Source organism: Variovorax sp. P4_B11 (assembly GCF_056402355.1).
Map to the genome: position 1 here is coordinate 1 of NZ_JBFUHO010000001.1, position 17,107 is coordinate 17,107.

17 protein-coding genes are annotated in these 17,107 nt (G+C 67.5%); 10 read left to right on the forward strand and 7 right to left on the reverse strand.

Features of this window, described 5'->3' with window-relative positions; genetic code table 11:
* Window positions 1-164: 164 nt before the first annotated feature.
* The 4 genes from AC1DYD_RS00005 to gspG all read right to left on the reverse strand — a co-directional run bounded on the left by AC1DYD_RS00005 (window position 165) and on the right by gspG (window position 2,215).
* Entirely contained in the window at window positions 165-815 is a 651-nt protein-coding gene (locus AC1DYD_RS00005; protein ID WP_478170695.1) for a PulJ/GspJ family protein, read from the reverse strand.
* On the reverse strand, window positions 815-1,180 hold the full coding sequence (gene gspI / locus AC1DYD_RS00010; protein WP_478170696.1) for a type II secretion system minor pseudopilin GspI: 366 nt from the start codon (window positions 1,178-1,180) through the stop codon (window positions 815-817). Before gspI ends, AC1DYD_RS00005 begins: the two co-directional genes overlap by 1 nt.
* Before the next feature lie 116 nt (window positions 1,181-1,296).
* Window positions 1,297-1,800 carry a prepilin-type N-terminal cleavage/methylation domain-containing protein gene (locus tag AC1DYD_RS00015; protein WP_478170697.1) on the reverse strand — a complete coding sequence of 168 codons (504 nt, stop codon included), beginning with the start codon at window positions 1,798-1,800 and terminating at the stop codon, window positions 1,297-1,299.
* A complete protein-coding gene (gspG, locus tag AC1DYD_RS00020) occupies window positions 1,775-2,215 on the reverse strand; it encodes a type II secretion system major pseudopilin GspG (RefSeq protein WP_478170698.1) in 441 nt (146 codons plus the stop codon). Before gspG ends, AC1DYD_RS00015 begins: the two co-directional genes overlap by 26 nt.
* 64 nt (window positions 2,216-2,279) lie before the next feature.
* On the opposite strand from gspG, the gene AC1DYD_RS00025 reads away from it, so the two are divergent.
* Window positions 2,280-2,771 carry a type II secretion system protein N gene (locus AC1DYD_RS00025; protein WP_478170699.1) on the forward strand — a complete coding sequence of 164 codons (492 nt, stop codon included), beginning with the start codon at window positions 2,280-2,282 and terminating at the stop codon, window positions 2,769-2,771.
* Between the two features lie 43 nt (window positions 2,772-2,814).
* Here the strand turns inward: AC1DYD_RS00025 and ilvA are convergent, their stop codons facing one another.
* Window positions 2,815-4,365 carry a threonine ammonia-lyase, biosynthetic gene (gene ilvA, locus AC1DYD_RS00030; protein WP_478170700.1) on the reverse strand — a complete coding sequence of 517 codons (1,551 nt, stop codon included), beginning with the start codon at window positions 4,363-4,365 and terminating at the stop codon, window positions 2,815-2,817.
* 252 nt (window positions 4,366-4,617) lie between these two features.
* Here ilvA and AC1DYD_RS00035 point away from each other — a divergent pair, with 252 nt between their 5' ends.
* Window positions 4,618-5,067, forward strand: coding sequence for an OsmC family protein (locus AC1DYD_RS00035; RefSeq protein ID WP_478170701.1), 450 nt, complete (start codon window positions 4,618-4,620; stop codon window positions 5,065-5,067).
* 9 nt (window positions 5,068-5,076) lie between these two features.
* Here the strand turns inward: AC1DYD_RS00035 and coq7 are convergent, their stop codons facing one another.
* Complete coding sequence (coq7, locus tag AC1DYD_RS00040; RefSeq protein WP_478170702.1) at window positions 5,077-5,706, reverse strand: 2-polyprenyl-3-methyl-6-methoxy-1,4-benzoquinone monooxygenase; 630 nt, start codon at window positions 5,704-5,706, stop codon at window positions 5,077-5,079.
* 281 nt (window positions 5,707-5,987) lie between these two features.
* Here coq7 and AC1DYD_RS00045 point away from each other — a divergent pair, with 281 nt between their 5' ends.
* The 7 genes from AC1DYD_RS00045 to AC1DYD_RS00075 all read left to right on the forward strand — a co-directional run bounded on the left by AC1DYD_RS00045 (window position 5,988) and on the right by AC1DYD_RS00075 (window position 14,358).
* Complete coding sequence (locus AC1DYD_RS00045; protein ID WP_478171091.1) at window positions 5,988-7,274, forward strand: porin; 1,287 nt, start codon at window positions 5,988-5,990, stop codon at window positions 7,272-7,274.
* 166 nt (window positions 7,275-7,440) lie between these two features.
* The gene (locus tag AC1DYD_RS00050) at window positions 7,441-8,418 is read left to right on the forward strand and encodes an ABC transporter permease (protein WP_478170703.1); all 978 of its coding nucleotides are present in this window, start codon (window positions 7,441-7,443) and stop codon (window positions 8,416-8,418) included.
* A gap of 2 nt (window positions 8,419-8,420) precedes the next feature.
* Window positions 8,421-9,674, forward strand: coding sequence for a M20 aminoacylase family protein (locus AC1DYD_RS00055; protein ID WP_478170704.1), 1,254 nt, complete (start codon window positions 8,421-8,423; stop codon window positions 9,672-9,674).
* A 27-nt stretch (window positions 9,675-9,701) separates the two neighbouring features.
* Window positions 9,702-11,285, forward strand: a complete 1,584-nt coding sequence (locus AC1DYD_RS00060) for an ABC transporter substrate-binding protein (RefSeq protein WP_478170705.1) — start codon at window positions 9,702-9,704, stop codon at window positions 11,283-11,285.
* Window positions 11,286-11,344: 59 nt separating this feature from the next.
* Window positions 11,345-12,256, forward strand: a complete 912-nt coding sequence (locus AC1DYD_RS00065) for an ABC transporter permease (protein WP_478170706.1) — start codon at window positions 11,345-11,347, stop codon at window positions 12,254-12,256.
* Window positions 12,253-13,245 carry an ABC transporter ATP-binding protein gene (locus AC1DYD_RS00070; RefSeq protein ID WP_478170707.1) on the forward strand — a complete coding sequence of 331 codons (993 nt, stop codon included), beginning with the start codon at window positions 12,253-12,255 and terminating at the stop codon, window positions 13,243-13,245. The genes AC1DYD_RS00065 and AC1DYD_RS00070 overlap by 4 nt, the downstream gene beginning before the upstream one ends.
* 120 nt (window positions 13,246-13,365) lie before the next feature.
* The gene (locus AC1DYD_RS00075) at window positions 13,366-14,358 is read left to right on the forward strand and encodes an ABC transporter ATP-binding protein (RefSeq protein ID WP_478170708.1); all 993 of its coding nucleotides are present in this window, start codon (window positions 13,366-13,368) and stop codon (window positions 14,356-14,358) included.
* 123 nt (window positions 14,359-14,481) lie between these two features.
* Here AC1DYD_RS00075 and zwf read toward each other — a convergent pair whose 3' ends face one another.
* Entirely contained in the window at window positions 14,482-15,951 is a 1,470-nt protein-coding gene (gene zwf / locus AC1DYD_RS00080) for a glucose-6-phosphate dehydrogenase (RefSeq protein WP_478171092.1), read from the reverse strand.
* 135 nt (window positions 15,952-16,086) lie between these two features.
* On the opposite strand from zwf, the gene AC1DYD_RS00085 reads away from it, so the two are divergent.
* Window positions 16,087-17,106: an ABC transporter substrate-binding protein gene (locus AC1DYD_RS00085; RefSeq protein ID WP_478170709.1), complete on the forward strand. Its 1,020-nt coding sequence runs from the start codon at window positions 16,087-16,089 to the stop codon at window positions 17,104-17,106.
* The last annotated feature ends 1 nt before the right edge of the window (window position 17,107 follow it).

A 17,107-nucleotide genomic window follows, 5' to 3' on the forward strand; every position in this document is an offset into this window, starting at 1 on the left:
CTCCCCCGCCTCCCCCGCTGCGTGTGGGTCGCTGCCCCCCGAGGGGGCCGCAGGCCGCCTTGGGGCGGCCCGGCGCCGGCCTGGGCCCCCACGGGCCCCACCGCGTGGGGTCGCTGCCTCCTGAGGCGGCTCGGCGCCGGCCTGGTTCGGCTTTCCAGGGGACCTCATGACTTCGGCACCGTCAAGCTGGGCCGTACCCAGTCGCGGGTGATCAGGCCCGCAAGGGCCGGTCCCTGGGGCAGGCTCAGGACCAGGCGGATGCCGTCGGGCAGCGGCGCGGCGGCGCCCAGCGTCTCGGCGCTCACGGCCGGCGTCCAGGCGTTGTTGCGGAAATAGGCGAGCTGCCAGCCGTCGAGAGGGATCAGCTCGACGTCCGCCCCGCCGGTGTCGTTGCTGCCGTCGGTTGCCCACGCGGCGGCCTGCGCCCAGGCTTGTCGCCATTCGGCCTGGGTCGTGAAGCCTGGCGATTGCCAGCGCCGCCAGTGCGTGCCGCCCGCGGGGTCCGAGCGCAATGTCCACGCCACGACGAAGACCAGCGGCGTCGCGCTGTCGGTGCTGCGCCGCGTGAGGCGCAGCACGCGGCCGTCCCAGTCGATGGCGGAGGTCTGCGACAGCGCCACCATCGCATCGAGATCGGCGCCCCACTGCGCCAGCGTGGTCTGCAGCGTCAGCACGGCGTCGCCGCGTACCCGGTTCTGCGCCTGCGCGCGCCCCATCGCATCGAGGCCGCGCCAGCTCATCAGCGCCAGAAGCGCCATGGCCGCGATCGCGACCATCAGCTCGATCAGCGTGAAGCCGAGCAGCCTGCGCTTCATCAGTAGCGCCCCACGACAGTGGACTGGCGCAGCACAGACGCCTCGTCGGCATCGCGCACCTGGACGTCGACGCGGCGGAAATTCGGATTCAGCGTCGACGTGGTCGACACCGTCACGCCGAAGCTCTGGTTGGCCTGTACGCAGACCGTGCCGGCATCGCCGACGGGCGGCATCTGGCGCGCCAGCCGGGCCTTGATCAACTCGTTCTCGACGCAGATCTGGGCCAGCATCACGTCCGACTGGCGCTGGGCGTTGCGCGTCAGCGCCAGGGTCGCCTGGGTACCGGCCATCAGCGCGATGGCGACGATGCCGAGGGCGACCAGCACCTCGATCAATGTGAAGCCGCGCGCGGCCCGGCGGCGCATTGGGCAACCTTCGCGCAGAAGCGCTGCGGTGCTCGCCTTGGGAGCGGCCCGGCGGCTCATCGGAGTCCCTTCGCGCAGTAGCGCTGCGGTACTCGCCTTGGGAGCGGCCCGGCGGCTCATGGCGCGACGACCGTGAAGGGACGCAGGCCGTCGGTGCCGATGCGCAGGCTGCGGTCGGGCGCTGCTTGCGAACTCAGCAGCACCTGCTGCGCCGCGATGATCGGATCCGGTCCCAGCTGCAAGGCGCCCGCGGCCCGGCCGTCGACGCCGATCGGCTGCGCGGTGATGCCCTCGGCCAGCCAGGCTGTCGGCAAGGCGCCGGCCGGCAGGCCGTCGAAGCTGAAGTTGCCGGGCCCTTCGGGCGTGACGCGCCATCGCACCGCGACGCCGCTGGCGCGCGATTGGGCGCGCGCCGATTCGAGCAGGGCGGCCAGCCGTTCGGCTTCGCGGTCGAGCGCGGCCTGGCCGGAATCGCGCAGCGAGAGGCCGACGCCTGCGGTGGCCAGCGCGATGATCGCGATCACCACCAGCAATTCGAGCAGCGTGAAGCCGGCCGCACCGGGACGGGCGCCAACGCGCCCTCGGCAGCGCGCGCTATTGCCAGCTGCCGATGTCGGCATTCTTGCCTTCGCCGCCGGGCTCGCCATCGGCGCCGAGCGAAAGCACATCGACTTCGCCCTTGATGCCCGGATTCATGTACTGGTACGGCCGGCCCCAGGGGTCGTTCGGCAGCTTCTCGACATAGGGTTTCCAGTTCGGCGCCGCGGGGCCGCTGGTGGGACGCGTGAGCAGGGCCTGGAGTCCTTGCTCGGCAGTCGGGTAGCGCTGGTTGTCGAGCCGGTAGAGCTTCAGCGCCTGCATCAGGTTGTTGACATCGGTCTTGGCCGCGGTGACGCGGGCGTCGTCGGCCCGTTCGATCACGTTCGGCACGATCAGCGCCGCCAGCACGCCGATGATGACCAGCACCACCATGAGCTCGATCAAGGTGAAGCCGCGTTGCAGTGCGCGGGCGGAAGAGCGGATGATGATGGGCATTGACGGCGTATGGAAGCGTGAGAGGGCGGCCTTGGCCGCGTTCGCTGAATGATAATCCGGCCTCATGTCAGTCCCCTACGCACCCGCCCGCTGGCCCTCGGCCGTTGCCACGACCGCCGTATGGGCATTGGCCGCCGGGAGCATCGTGTTCTGGGGCCTCCGGCTGGCGGCGCCTTCCGATGYGCCGGCACCTCCGGCGGTGGCCGGCACGCCGCAGGTCGCGCTCGACCCGGCCGCGATGGCCCGGGTGCTTGGCGCCGTGCCCGCGCAGGCCGCGGTGGCCGCGGCCCCCGAAGCGGCCAGCCGCTTCGTGCTGCTGGGGGTGGTCGCCGATGCGGAGCAGCAGGGGGTGGCGCTGATCGCGGTCGACGGCAAGCCGCCGCGGCCCTTCCGCGTCGGCGCCGCGGTCGCCGACGGTTTCGTGCTGCAGTCGCTGGGTGCCCGGACCGCCGCCCTCGGTGCCAGCGCCGATTCGGCCACTGCATTCACGCTGCAACTGCCCACGCGGCCGCTGGCGACCATGACGCCGCCCGCGCCGTTGCCGCCACAAAACTGAGGCATGCCCCGGGCTGCACGCGGCGAGCCCGATCTGGGGCGAGTCAGTTCAGGAACAGCCGGTAGACGGGGTTGGCGGTCTCTTCGACGAAGGGGTAGCCCAGGGTCCGCAGGAACTCGTCGAAAGCCTCGTTGTCGGCCGGCGGCACCTGCAGTCCGACCAGGATGCGCCCGTAGTCGGCCCCCTGGTTGCGATAGTGGAACAAGCTGATGTTCCAGTTCGGCCGCAGCAAACTCAGGAACTTCAACAGCGCGCCGGGCCGCTCGGGGAACACGAAGCGCAGCAGCCGTTCCTCCTGCGCCAGCGAACTGCGGCCGCCCACCATGTGGCGGATGTGCTCCTTGGCGAGCTCGTCGTGCGTGAGGTCGATGGCGCCGAAGCCGTGCGCCACGAAGGTGCTTGCGATCGTCGTCGATTCGCCGCGCGCCGTGGTCGTCAGGCCGACGAACACGTGAGCCTCCTTCGCGTCGCTGATGCGGTAGTTGAATTCCGTCACGTTGCGCGAGGTGCCCGGCAACTGCCCGACCAGTTCGCAAAAGCGGCGGAAGCTGCCGCGCTCCTCGGGAATGGTCACGGCGAACAGCGCCTCGCGCTCCTCGCCGACCTCGGCCCGTTCGGCCACGAAGCGCAGCCGGTCGAAGTTCATGTTGGCGCCGCACAGGATCGCTGCGTAGGTCTCGCCGCGCGTGCCGCGGGCCTCGACGTACTGCTTGATCGCCGCCACCGCGAGCGCGCCGGCCGGCTCGACGATGCTGCGGGTGTCGATGAAGACGTCCTTGATGCCGGCACAGACCGCGTCGGTGTCGACCGTGATGAACTCGTCCACCAGTTCGCTCGAGATGCGGAAGGTCTCCTCGCCGACCAGCTTGACCGCGGTGCCGTCGGAGAACAGGCCGACGTCGGGCAGGGTCACGCGCCGATGCGCGGCGACCGATTGCATCATCGCGTCCGAGTCGTTCATCTGGACCCCGATCACCCGGATCTCGGGGCGGACCGCCTTGATGTAGTTGGCGACGCCGGAGATCAGGCCGCCGCCGCCGATGGCGACGAAGACGGCATGCAGCGGGCCCTGGTGCTGGCGCAGGATCTCCATCGCGATCGTGCCCTGGCCGGCGATCACGTCCGGATCGTCGAAGGGATGCACGAAGGTCAGCCCGTGCAGCTTCTGCTGCTCGAGCGCGTAGCCGTAGGCGTCCGAGTAGCTGTCGCCGTGCAGGTGTACCTCGCCGCCGAGCGCGCGCACCGCGTCGATCTTCAGTTGCGGCGTGGTCACGGGCATCACCACCACGGCCCGCGTCCCGAGCTTGTGGGCGCCCAGTGCGACGCCCTGCGCATGGTTGCCCGCCGATGCGCAGATCACGCCGCTGGCAAGCTGCTCGGGGCTCAGGTGCGCCAGTTTGTTGTAGGCTCCGCGCAGCTTGAAGCTGAACACGGGCTGCTGGTCCTCGCGCTTGAGCAGCACCGTGTTGCCCAGTCTGGCGCTCAGCGCCCGCGCGGGTTCGAGGGCCGATTCGACCGCCACGTCGTAGACGCGCGCGGTCAGGATCTTCTTGAGGTAGTCGGCGGGGGTGAGGGGCGGAGTCGGGGAGGACATAGGGCCGCGATCATAGGCCTCGCCGAGGCTTGGCCAGCGCCCAAGAAAAAAGCCCCGGGCCTTGCGGCCCGGGGCTAAATCCACCAATTGGGAGGGTGGAGGAGACAACCGGTGCACATAAATGTCGATGTGCGATGAAATAAAGTATATCGGTTGATTGCTGCAATGCAACACGCCCGTTGCTTTTTTTGAACACTCAATCACGTCGCGCGGGGCTTTCTGGGCCCGCTGGGCGACTTTTCGGAGTCGAAGATGGAATGCACAGTAAGTTGGACCGGCAACGCCGGCACGCGATCGGCCATGGGCTTCGTCGCCGAGACCGGAAGCGGCCATGTCCTGCTGATGGATGGCGCCCAGGATGCCGCCAAGCCTGAAAACGGCGGCCAGAACCTGGCGGCGCGGCCCATGGAGACCGTCCTGGCCGGGACCGGCGGCTGCACCGCCTACGACGTCGTGCTGATCCTGAAGCGCGGGCGGCACCAGGTCGAGCGCTGCAGCGTCAAGTTGACCAGCGAGCGGGCCGAAAAGGATCCGAAGGTATTCACCAAGATCCACATGCATTTCACCGTGGCCGGCAAGGGCATCCCCGCCGCGGCCGTGGAGCGCGCGATCGCCCTGAGCCACGACACCTATTGCTCGGCCACCATCATGCTCGGCAAGACGGCCGAGATCACCACCAGTTTCGACCTCGTCGAGATCTGAAGATCTGATTCAGACCCGGTGGGCGACCGTGGTCATGACCCGGGACGCCAGCCGCATCAGCGCCTTGGCCGGCGCAGGCAGTTCCGTGGCGCCAGCGTTCCAGGCCTGGGCGGCGTGCCGGGCTTCGTCGAGCTTCATCTGCTGGATCACGGCCCGGGACGCGGTGTCGCCCGCCGGGAGCCGATCGAGGTGACCGTCCAAGTGGGCCTCGACCTGGCGTTCGGTCTCGGCGACGAAACCGAGGCTGGTGGCGTCGCCGAGTCGGCCCGCGACCAGCCCGAGCCCGAAAGCCCCCAGATACCAGAGCGGATTCAGCACGGATGCGTGGCTGCCCAGGTCGTCGAGCCGCTGCTGGGTCCAGGCCAGGTGGTCGGTTTCTTCGCGGGCCGCTTCATCGAAATGCCGCCGGAGCGCCGGATCCCGGGTGACTGCGGCCTGTGCCGTATACAAAGCCTGGGCACAGACTTCCCCCACATGATTGACCCGCATGAGGGCGCCGGCCTCGTGCCGCTCGGCCTCGCTCAGCATCCCCGGCGGCGCGTCGGGCCGAGGGGCCGGCCGGGTCGAATGCGGCTTGGCGAACAAGGTGCGCAGCGCCGCGTCTGCCACTGCCAGGACGGAGTCGAGCGATCGGTTCATGAAGCGATTGGAACCGATGTACAAAATGTCACATGCGGGCTCGGATCTCGTTTCACATTGCGATGCAACGAAGGCCCCAAAGCTTTGTTGCACCGCTGCAACGAAACGCCTCGCCCAGCCGCGTTTTCGGGCGATTTGCTTTGCCCTCCCGGAGCGGCTCTGGTGCAATAGCGACAACTTCCCAAAAGGAGGTTGGCCCGGGGTCCGGTGGGAGCACTAAGTGCCAGTCACGGTGAGCCCTTCGCACCGGAGCCCTATGTTTAACCTTGGAGAAACTTGCAATGAAAAAATCTCTAGTTGCCCTGGCTGCTCTGGCTGTTGCCGGCGTCGCCTCGGCTCAATCGTCCGTCACGCTGTTCGGTGTGCTTGACGCTGGCGTCAGCTATGTCGAAAACAAGTCGGAAAACGCCTTCGGCGGAAGCGTGAAGCAGAGCCAATGGCTCCAGAGCACCAACGGCTACAACTCCAGCCGTCTGGGCTTCCGTGGAACGGAAGACCTCGGTGGTGGCCTGGCAGCCAGCTTCTGGCTCGAAGCCGGTGTCGCGAACGATACCGGTGCCGGTAATAGCAGTTCCCCCTCCGTTAGCGGCAATGGCCTGAGCTTCGGCCGTCGCTCGACGGTGAGCCTGTCCGGCGCTTTCGGTGAAATGCGCATCGGTCGCGACTACACCCCGACGTTCTGGAACGACACCGTGTTCGATCCGTTCGGCACCAATGGCGTGGGTACCAACCTGATCTCGACGGCCAACGGCTTCAGCTCCAGCGGCGCCACCACCAACGGTTTCACGACGAACAACCAGTACGTCCGCGCCAGCAACTCGGTCGGCTACTTCCTGCCGCCGAACCTGGGTGGCTTCTATGGCCAGGTCATGTACGCCTTCAACGAGCAGGTCTCGTACGATCCGGGTACCGTGACGCCTCCTGGCGCTGCCGCGATCATCACGAACCCGGCACTCGCAGCCATCGGCAACAACGCACGTGCCGGCCGCTATGTCGGTGGTCGCGTCGGCTACGCCAACGGCCCGCTCGACGTCGCTCTGGCGTACGGTGAATCCACCGTGGCCAGCAACTACTACCGCGGCATCACGCAGAATCTCGACACGTGGAACATCGGCGCTTCGTACGACTTCGGCGTCGTCAAGGTGTTCGGCGAGTATTCGGATGCCAAGCTCAAGAACGACGTCTCGACGCTCAGCCTTGCTGGCGTCTTCGGCGTGGCTGATCCCCGGGCCAAGGGCTGGCTGCTCGGCGCAACCGTGCCTCTGGGTGCTGGCCTGATCCGCGTTGCCTACTCGGCCGTCGACTACAGCAACACCCTGGGTGCTCTGAACCAGGTCTTCGGCGTGCGCAACGACCCGAAGGCTGACAAGTTCGCGATCGGCTACGTGTACAACCTGTCGAAGCGCACGGCCCTGTACGCAACGGTGGCGCGTGTGAGCGACAAGGACGGTGCTGACCTGACCACGGGTGTGGGCACCGCGAGCTTCACCGGCGGCACCATCAACGGCGGCATCCTGACCCCGAAGAACGCGACGGGTTACGACTTCGGTCTGCGTCACGCTTTCTGATCTGACGCTGGCGCAAGCCAGCTTCAATGGGAAGTCTTAAGAGCCACTCGACGAAAGTCGAGTGGCTTTTTTCTTTGCTGAAATGAATAGGCCGCGCACCCCCGGGGAACCCCCGCATGGGCACGCAGATTGCTCTGCTAGCATCATTGGACACCATTGTTTCTGAATGATTGCTTTCGTCCTGCGCCGCCTGATCCAGGCCGTGATCGTCATGGTCGCGGTCGCCTTCTTCGCCTTTCTCCTCTTCCAGTACGTGGGCGACCCGGTCGTCTTCCTGTTGGGCCAGGACGCCAAGCCCGAGCAGATCCGCGAGCTGCGCTCCGCCTTGGGGCTCGACAAGCCCTTCTTCGTGCAGTTCTGGCACTTCCTGATCAATGCCGCGCAAGGCGAGTTCGGCCTCAGCCTGCGGCAGGGCGCCAAGGTCTCGCGCCTGATCGGCGAGCGCTTCCCGGCCACGCTCGAACTGGCGCTGGTCGCCGCCGTGCTGGCCCTCGTCATCGGCATCCCGATGGGCGTCTACACCGCGCTCAAGCGCGGCACCTTCACGAGCCAGGTCTTCATGACGCTGTCCCTGCTCGGTGTCTCCCTGCCGACCTTCCTGATCGGCATCCTGCTGATCCTGGTGTTCGCGGTGCACCTGGGCTGGTTCCCGAGCTTCGGCCGCGGCGAGACGGTGCAACTGGGCTGGTGGAGCACCGGCTTGCTGAAGTCCGACGGCTGGATGCACATCGTGCTGCCGGCGATCACGCTGGCGATCTTCCAGCTGACCTTGATCATGCGGCTGGTGCGTGCCGAGATGCTCGAGGTGCTGCGCACCGACTACATCAAGTTCGCGCGGGCACGCGGCCTCTCCGACCGCGCGATCCATTTCGGCCATGCGCTGAAGAACACGCTGGTGCCGGTGATGACCATCACCGGCCTGCAACTGGGCGGCCTGATCGCCTTCTCGATCATCACCGAGTCGGTGTTCCAGTGGCCCGGCATGGGCCTGCTGTTCATCCAGGCAGTGACCTTCGCCGACATTCCCGTGATGGCCGCCTACCTGTGTCTGATCGCCCTGATCTTCGTCGTCATCAATCTCGTGGTCGACCTGCTCTATTTCGTGGTCGATCCGAGATTGAGGATCGGCAGCGGAGCCCATTGAAGATGACCGAATCACGACTGCAGGCGGCCGGCAGGCCCTTCGCGCACATCGCGCGCTTCTATCCCGAGTTGACCGCGTTCCGGCGCGATCTGCATGCGCATCCCGAACTCGGCTTCGAGGAGATCTACACCGCGGGCCGCGTCCGCGAGGCTTTGAAGGCCTGCGGCGTGGACGAGATCCACAGCGATATCGGCAGGACCGGGGTGGTCGGCGTGATCCACGGCAGTTCGACGGCCAGCGGCCGCATGATCGGCCTGCGGGCCGACATGGATGCGCTGCCGATGTGCGAGGACAACGACTTCGAATGGCGCTCGGCCAAGCAAGGCCTGATGCATGGCTGCGGCCACGACGGCCACACCGCGATGCTGGTCGGTGCGGCGCGCTATCTGGCGGAGACGCGCAACTTCGACGGCACCGCGGTGCTGATCTTCCAGCCCGGCGAGGAAGGCTTCGCCGGTGCCCGCGTGATGATCGAGGACGGCCTGTTCGACCGCTTCCCGGTCGATTCGGTCTACGCCATGCACAACTGGCCCGGCATGCCGGCCGGCACCGTCGGCATCAACCGCGGCGCCATGATGGCGGCGGCGGACCGCATCACGATCGAGGTGGAGGGCAAGGGCGGCCATGGCGCCCATGCCTACTTGACGGTCGATCCGGTGGTGGTCTCGGCCCACATCATCACCGCGGTGCAGAGCATCGTGTCGCGCAACGTGCGTCCGATCGACGCCGCGGTGGTCAGCATCTGCGCCGTGCAGGCGGGCGACCTGGGCGCGATGAGCGTGGTGCCGGGCAGGGCGACGCTGGTCGGCACCGTGCGGACCTTCAGCTCCCGCGTGCAGGAGCAGGTCGAGCGGCGGCTCGCGGAGCTCTGCGCGGCGGTGGCCGCGGGCTTCGGCGCCACGGCCCAGGTGAAATTCGAGCGCATCTATCCGGCCACCATCAACACCGCGCCCGAAGCCCTGTTCGCCGGCGACGTGGCCGAGTCCCTGGTCGGCGCCCACAACGTCGAGCGCAACATGGAGCCGAGCATGGGCGCCGAGGATTTCTCCTTCATGCTGCAGAAGAAGGCCGGCGCTTACCTGCGCATCGGGCAGGACGCCCGCGGCGGCGCCTTCCTGCACAACAGCAAATACGATTTCAACGACGAGATCCTGCCCCTGGGCGCCGCCTTGCATGCGGGCCTGGCGGAGCAGGGCATGCCGCTGGCCGCCAAGGCCGGCAAATCAGAAACCAGGGCCGTCACGACGGCAACCTGAGTCTTTCCAACCCGAGGAGTGCTTCCCATGAGTCTGAAGAAAAGTGGGGTCGCGGCCGCGATCCTGTCCGTGCTGGCGACCGCGAGCCTGATGGCCGGTGCGCAGACGATTCGCATCGCCAACCAGGGCGACGCCTTGTCGCTCGACCCGCACTCGCTCAATGAATCGCTGCAACTCAGCGTCACCTCCAACGTCTATGAGACCCTGGTCGGCCGCAACAAGGACCTGAGCCTGGCGCCGCTGCTGGCGACCAGCTGGAAGCAGACCTCGCCCAATGTCTGGCGCTTCGAACTGCGCAAGGGTGTCCAGTTCCACGACGGCACGCCGTTCACGGCCGACGACGTGGTGTTCAGCTTTGCCCGCGCCAAGGGCGACGGCTCCGACCTGAAGGCCACGCTGAGCGACGTCAAGGAAGTGCGCAAGGTCGGCGACCTGGCGGTCGAGATCGAGACCGCCGGTCCGTTCCCGATCCTGCCCGACGTGATCTCGCTGACCATGATGATGAGCAAGAAGTGGTGCGAGGAGAACGGCGCCGCCAAGCCGGTCGACAAGCGCAAGGGCGTCGAGAACACGGCCTCCTTCAAGGCCAACGGCACCGGGCCCTTCCGCGTGCGCGAGCGCCAGCCCGACGTCCGCACCGTGTTCACCCGCAACCCCACCTACTGGGGCAAGATCGAAGGCAATGCGCAAGAGGTGATCTTCACGCCGATCGCCAATCCCTCGACGCGCGTCGCCGCGCTGGTGTCGGGCCAGGTCGACGTCATGGAGCCGGTGCCGGTGCAGGACATCGCGCGCATCACGGCCAGCCCCGATGCCCGCGTGATCGCCGGCCCCGAGCTGCGCACCATCTTCCTGGGCATGGACCAGAAGCGCGACGAGCTGCTGTACTCGAGCGTGAAGGGCAAGAACCCGTTCAAGGACAAGCGCGTGCGCCAGGCCTTCTACCAGGCCATCGACGTCGTCGGCATCCAGAAGACCGTGATGCGCGGCGCCTCGCGTCCGACGGCGCTGCTGGTCGGTCCGGGCATCAACGGCTGGACCGCCGAGCAGGACAAGCGCCTTCCCTACGACGTCGACGCCGCCAAGAAGCTGCTGACCGAGGCCGGCTATCCGAACGGCTTCGAGGTGACGATGAACTGCCCGAACGACCGCTACGTGAACGACGGCCAGATCTGCCAGAGCGTGGCCTCGAACCTGGCGAAGATCGGCGTCAAGATCAATCTCGCGACCGAGACCAAGGGCACCTACTTCCCGAAGATTCTGCGCCGCGACACCAGCTTCTACCTGCTGGGCTGGACCCCGACCACCTACGACTCGCACAACGCGCTGTCGTCGCTGACTGCCTGTCCGGACGACAAGGGCACGGGCCAGTTCAACCTCGGCGCCTACTGCAATCCCAAGCTCGACGAACTGACCAAGAAGATCCAGTCCGAGACCGACAAGGCCAAGCGCAACGAGCTGATCAAGCAAGCCTTCACGATCCATGCGGACGACGTCGGCCACCTGCCGCTGCACCAGCAGTCGCTGGCCTGGGGCGTGAGCAAGAAGGTCGAACTGACCCAGCTCGCCGACAACTTCATGTTCTTCAAGTGGATGAGCATCAAGCCCTGAGCCCGTTGTCTGCCTGACCAGGGGGCCTGCGCCAGCGGGCTCCTTCATTCCGCCTCTCGATGAAAAAAACTCTAGCGCGCTGGCTCGACAGCGATGTCGGCCACAGCTTCCGCAGCTCGCCGGTCGCCATGATGGCGGCCGCGATCGCGTTCCTGTGCCTCTTCTGTGCGGTGTTCGCCGGCTGGGTGACGCCGCACAATCCCTTCGATCTCGCGGCGCTCGAACTCGGCGACGCGCGCCTGCCGCCGGCCTGGAGCCCGGAGGGGTCCACCAAGTACCTGCTGGGCACCGACGACCAGGGCCGCGACATTCTCTCGGCCGTGATCTACGGCGCCCGGATCTCGCTCATCGTCGGCGTGGTGTCGGTGGTGCTGTCGGTTCTGGTCGGCGTGCTGCTCGGACTGCTGGCCGGCTTCTGGGGCGGTTGGCTCGACGCCTTCCTGATGCGCGTCTGCGACGTCATGCTCTCGTTCCCGCCGATCCTGATCGCCCTGCTGATGGCCGGCGTCGGCCGGGCCCTGTTTCCCGATGCGCCGACCTCGGTCGCCTTCGGCGTGCTGATCGTCGCGATCTCGCTGACCGGCTGGGTGCAGTACGCACGCACCGTGCGCGGCTCGACCCTGGTCGAGCGCAGCAAAGAGTATGTGCAGGCGGCGCGCGTCACCGGCGTATCGCCCTGGCGAATCATGCTGCGCCACGTGCTGCCGAACGTGATGGGGCCGGTGATGGTGCTGGCGACCATCCAGGTCGGGACCGCGATCATCACCGAAGCCACGCTGTCCTTCCTGGGCGTCGGCGTGCCGCCGACCTCGCCCTCGCTGGGCACCCTGATCCGCGTCGGCAACGACTACCTGTTTTCGGGCGAATGGTGGATCACGGTGTTTCCGGGCGCCATGCTGGTGCTGATCGCGCTCAGCGTGAACCTGCTCGGCGACTGGCTGCGCGATGCGCTCAACCCGAGGCTGAGATGAGTCTTCTGCAAGTTCGGAACCTGGTGGTCGAATTTCCGCACCGCCGCGGCACGCTGCGCGCGCTCGACGACATCTCCTTCGAGATCGCGCCCGGCGAGATCCTCGGCGTGGTGGGTGAATCGGGCGCGGGCAAGTCGCTCACCGGCGCCGCCATCATCGGCCTCCTCGAACCGCCCGGCCGCGTCGCGGCGGGCGAGATCCTGCTCGAAGGCCAGCGGATCGACAACCTCGGCCACGAGGCGATGCGCCATATCCGCGGGCGCAAGATCGGCGCAATCTTCCAGGATCCGCTGACCTCGCTGAACCCGCTGTACACCATCGGCCGGCAGCTGATCGAGACCATTCGCACCCACCTGCCGGTGAGCTTGGACGAGGCGCGCCAGCGTGCCATCGGCCTGCTGCAGGACACCGGCATCCCGGCGGCAGCCCAGCGCATCGACCACTTTCCGCACCAGTTCTCGGGCGGCATGCGCCAGCGCGTGGTGATCGCGCTGGCCCTGGCGGCCGAGCCCAAGCTGATCGTCGCCGACGAGCCGACCACCGCGCTCGACGTCTCGATCCAGGCGCAGATCATCCAGCTGCTCAAGGGCATCTGCAAGGAGCGGGGCGCCGCCGTGATGCTGATCACGCACGACATGGGCGTGATCGCCGAGACCTGCGACCGCGTGGCCGTGATGTATGCGGGCCGGGTGGCCGAGATCGGCCCGGTGCACGAGGTGATCAATCAGCCCGCCCATCCCTACACCTCGGGCCTGATGGCCGCCATCCCCGACATGACGATGGACCGCGAACGCCTGAACCAGATCGACGGCGCGATGCCGCGGCTCAACGCGATTCCGCGCGGCTGCGCCTACAACCCGCGCTGCCCGCGCGTGTTCGACCACTGCCTGGTCGAACGGCCGGACCTGTTCAACGCCGGGGCGACCCGCGCCGCCTGCTGGCTGCACGAGACGCACAGCGCCTCGCCGGCCTACGGAGGTGTCGCATGAGCGCCGCCCGGCCGCCCGAAGGCGCTCGCACCGCAGTGCGCAGCACGGAGGTTTCCTTATGAGCGCCGCCCGGCCGCCCGAAGGCGCTCGCACCGCAGTGCGCAGCACGGAGGTTTCCTGATGACCGCATTGGTGCAGGCGCACGACCTGGCGAAGAGCTTCGATGTCTCGCCGCCCTGGCTCAACCGGGTGCTCGAGCGCAAGCCGCGCGTGCAGCTGAAGGCGGTCGACGGCGTGAGCTTCTCGATCGAGCGCGGCAAGACGCTGGCGCTGGTCGGCGAATCCGGCTGCGGCAAGAGCACGGTGGCCCGGCTGCTGGTCGGCCTCTACGAGCCGACCCGCGGCGGCATGCAGTTCGACGGCCAGGACGCGCACGCGGCCTTCAAGACCCCCGCGGGGCGGGTGCTGCGGCGGCGCATTCAGATGATCTTCCAGGATCCCTACGCGAGCCTCAACCCGCGCTGGATCGTCGAGGACATCATCGGCGAGCCGCTGCGCGAGCATGGCATCCTGAAGGCGGGGCCGGCGCTCAAGGAGCGGGTCGGCGAACTGCTGAAGTCGGTCGGCCTGAGCCCGCTCGACATGGTGAAGTACCCGCACCAGTTCTCCGGCGGCCAGCGGCAGCGGATCTCGATCGCGCGGGCACTGGCGACCCAGCCCGAGTTCCTGGTCTGCGACGAGCCGACCTCGGCGCTCGACGTCAGCGTGCAGGCGCAGGTGCTCAACATCATGAAGGACCTGCAGCGCGAGCAGGGCCTGACCTATCTGTTCATTTCGCACAATCTCGCCGTGGTGCGGCACGTGGCCGACCAGGTCGGCGTGATGTACCTGGGGCGGCTGGTCGAGGTGGCCGACAAGCAGCAGCTTTTCGCGGCGCCGCAGCATCCCTACACCCGGATGCTGCTCGACGCGATCCCGCAGATGAAGCACACCGGCCGCCGCCGCACGCCGGTGCAGGGCGAGGTGCCGAACCCGCTGAATCCGCCGAGCGGCTGCACCTTCCATCCGCGCTGCCCGCTGGCCAACGAGCGCTGCAAGAGCGAGCGGCCGCCGCTGCAGATGCTGCGCGGCGTGCAGGTGGCCTGCCACGCCGTGGAAGAAAACAGAGACTAGGCTCGCCCCCAGGTTGGGCTCACTTCGTGTAGCCCGCCCACCCCCTACCGGGGGCAACACCAGCGGCCCGGCAAAGCCGGTTCCGCGGTGTTTCACCAACGGGCCCGGCTGCGCCGGCCGCGGCTACTGCTCTTCGCCCCAGGCGTACCCGTCTCTTGCAATCATGGCGCTCGATGCGCTCGGGCCCCAGGTGCCGGCCGCGTACGGCCGCGGCGTGCCGTCGGAGGCCCAGCTGTCGATCAGCGGCTCGACCCAGCGCCAGGCCTCTTCCTGCTCGTCGCTGCGCACGAACAGGTTCAGCCGGCCGTCGACGACGTCGAGCAGCAGGCGCTCGTAGGCGCCGACGCGCTCGGTGCCGAAGCGTTTGTCGAAGTCGAGGTCGAGCTGGACCGGTGCGAGCTGCGGGCCGGCGTGGCGGTTGCCGTTGCGCTGGCGCTTGTCCTGCGCCTGGGCCAGCAGGTGCAGCTCGAGCCCGTCCTTGGGTTGCAGGTTGATCACCAGCTTGTTGAACGCATTGGTCGGTGCGCGGTAGATCGCGTGCGGCGTCTGCCGGAAGTTGACCTCGATGCGCGCATCGCGCGAGGCCAGCCGCTTGCCGGTGCGGATGTACAGCGGCACGCCGGCCCAGCGCCAGTTGGCGATCTCGGTGCGCAGCGCGACGAAGGTCTCGGTGCGGCTTTCGGGGTCGACGCCCGGTTCGTCGCGGTAGCCCTGCACCCGCTCGCCGTAGGCCGTGCCGGCCGCATACTGGCCGCGGATCGCATGCATGCCGATCGACTCGGCGGTCCACGGCTTCAAGGCCCGCAGCACCTTGAGCTTCTCGTCGCGGATGGCGTCGGCGTGGGCGTTGATCGGCGGCTCCATGCCGAGCGCGCAGACCAATTGCAGCGCGTGGTTCTGCACCATGTCGCGCAGGGCGCCGGTCTGGTCGTAGAAGGCGCCGCGCTTCTCGACCCCGAGGTCCTCGGCGATCGTGATCTGGATGTTGGCGACGTATTCGCGCCGCCAGATCGGCTCGAACAGCGCGTTGCCGAAGCGCATCGCGAACAGGTTCTGCACCGAGGGCTTGCCCAGGTAGTGGTCGATGCGGAATATCTGCTGCTCGGACAGGACCTCGCGCACCGCATGGTTGATGGCCCGGTTCGAGGCCAGGTCATGGCCCAGCGGCTTCTCGAGCACCAGCCGGGTCTGCGGGCCGTTGAGCCCGGCCGCCGCGATCTGCCCGACCGCCTGGGTGAAGAGGCCGGGCGCGGTGGCCAGGTACATCACGACGTTGTCCGCATTGCGCGTCTTGAGCAGGTCGGCGAGCTTCGCATAGTCCTCCGGCTTCGAGAGGTCCATGCGCAGGAAGTACAGCATCGCGGCGAACTTCTTGAACTCCTCGGGCGTCGGCCGCTTGGCACCCTCGACCGCGGCGAAGCGCGACTGGATCAGTTCGCGGTAACTGTCGTCGTCGAGGTCGTCGCGGGCGACGCCGATGATGCGCCCGCCCTCGGGCAGGCTGCCGTGGCGGAAAGCCTGGAACAGGGCCGGCATCAGCTTTCGCCAAGCGAGGTCGCCGGTGCCGCCGAAGAGGACGAGGTCGAAACTCATGGATACACCCGTGTAGTTGGAAATGCCGAGCATGAAGCTTGCCAGCGAATGGTACTTGTACCGATCCTGCAAGAATCGGTACGCGCTAAGCTGAAACGCGGCCCACGGGGCCTTTTTTGTTCTCGAGAGGTCCTGATGAAGAAGATTTTCGCGATGACCGCGCTGGCAGCGCTGCTGGGCGCCTCGGGCGCCGCTTCGGCCCAGACCGTCAACGTCATCTGTTCGGTGCAGGCCGAATGGTGCAACATGATCGCCACCGTGTATGCCCGCACCACCGGCGTCAAGCTCAACATGTCGTTGAAGGGTTCGGGCGAAGCGCTGGCGCAACTGATCGCCGAGCGAGACAACCCCAAGACCGACGTCTGGTTCGGCGGCACCGGCGACCCGCACCTGCAGGCGGCCGAATCGGGCCTGACGCTCGAATACAAGTCGCCCAGCCTGTCGCAGCTCTATCCCTGGGCGCAGCAGCAGGCCCAGCAGTCGGGCTACCGCACGGTCGGCATCTATTCCGGCCCGCTGGGCTTCGGCTACAACACCGAACTGCTCGCGAAGAAGAAGCTGGCCGTGCCGCGCAGCTGGGCCGACCTGCTCAAGCCCGAGTACAAGGGCGACATCCAGGTCGCGAACCCGGCCTCGAGCGGCACCGCCTACACGATGATCGCGACCCTGGTGCAACTGATGGGCGAGGACAAGGCCTTCGACTACCTCAAGGGCCTGCACAAGAACGTCGGCCAGTACACGCGCTCGGGCACCGGCCCGATCAAGGCGGTGGCGCGCGGCGAGACCGCGGTCTCGATCAGCTTCGTCCACGATGCGCCGCAGGAGCGCATGCAGGGCTTCCCGGTCGAGACCGTGACGCCGTCCGAAGGCACCGGTGCCGAGATCGGCTCGATGAGCATCGTCAAGGGCGCGCGCAACCTGGCCGAGGCCAAGAAGTTCTACGAGTGGGCGCTGACGCCGCAGGCCCAGACCTTCGGCGCCGCGGCCAAGCAGTTCCAGCTGCCGTCGAACAAGGCGACGCCGGTCGATGCCAACGTGCCGGACTTCAAGAAGATCAAGATGATCGACTACGACTACGCCAGGTACGGCGCCAGCGCCGAACGCAAGCGCCTGATCGCGCGCTGGGAGAAGGACGTCAACTCGCTGCCGCGCTGAG

Excerpts from the sequence above, each read along its gene's own strand:
- AC1DYD_RS00005 (WP_478170695.1), bottom strand. The coding sequence starts at position 815 with ATGAAGCGCAGGCTGCTCGGCTTCACGCTGATCGAGCTGATGGTCGCG.
- gspI (WP_478170696.1), bottom strand. The coding sequence starts at position 1,180 with ATGCGCCGCCGGGCCGCGCGCGGCTTCACATTGATCGAGGTGCTGGTC.
- AC1DYD_RS00015 (WP_478170697.1), bottom strand. The coding sequence starts at position 1,800 with ATGCCGACATCGGCAGCTGGCAATAGCGCGCGCTGCCGAGGGCGCGTT.
- gspG (WP_478170698.1), bottom strand. The coding sequence starts at position 2,215 with ATGCCCATCATCATCCGCTCTTCCGCCCGCGCACTGCAACGCGGCTTC.
- ilvA (WP_478170700.1), bottom strand. The coding sequence starts at position 4,365 with ATGTCCTCCCCGACTCCGCCCCTCACCCCCGCCGACTACCTCAAGAAG.
- AC1DYD_RS00035 (WP_478170701.1), top strand. The coding sequence starts at position 4,618 with ATGGAATGCACAGTAAGTTGGACCGGCAACGCCGGCACGCGATCGGCC.
- coq7 (WP_478170702.1), bottom strand. The coding sequence starts at position 5,706 with ATGAACCGATCGCTCGACTCCGTCCTGGCAGTGGCAGACGCGGCGCTG.
- AC1DYD_RS00045 (WP_478171091.1), top strand. The coding sequence starts at position 5,988 with ATGAAAAAATCTCTAGTTGCCCTGGCTGCTCTGGCTGTTGCCGGCGTC.
- AC1DYD_RS00050 (WP_478170703.1), top strand. The coding sequence starts at position 7,441 with ATGATTGCTTTCGTCCTGCGCCGCCTGATCCAGGCCGTGATCGTCATG.
- AC1DYD_RS00055 (WP_478170704.1), top strand. The coding sequence starts at position 8,421 with ATGACCGAATCACGACTGCAGGCGGCCGGCAGGCCCTTCGCGCACATC.
- AC1DYD_RS00060 (WP_478170705.1), top strand. The coding sequence starts at position 9,702 with ATGAGTCTGAAGAAAAGTGGGGTCGCGGCCGCGATCCTGTCCGTGCTG.
- AC1DYD_RS00065 (WP_478170706.1), top strand. The coding sequence starts at position 11,345 with ATGAAAAAAACTCTAGCGCGCTGGCTCGACAGCGATGTCGGCCACAGC.
- AC1DYD_RS00070 (WP_478170707.1), top strand. The coding sequence starts at position 12,253 with ATGAGTCTTCTGCAAGTTCGGAACCTGGTGGTCGAATTTCCGCACCGC.
- AC1DYD_RS00075 (WP_478170708.1), top strand. The coding sequence starts at position 13,366 with ATGACCGCATTGGTGCAGGCGCACGACCTGGCGAAGAGCTTCGATGTC.
- zwf (WP_478171092.1), bottom strand. The coding sequence starts at position 15,951 with ATGAGTTTCGACCTCGTCCTCTTCGGCGGCACCGGCGACCTCGCTTGG.
- AC1DYD_RS00085 (WP_478170709.1), top strand. The coding sequence starts at position 16,087 with ATGAAGAAGATTTTCGCGATGACCGCGCTGGCAGCGCTGCTGGGCGCC.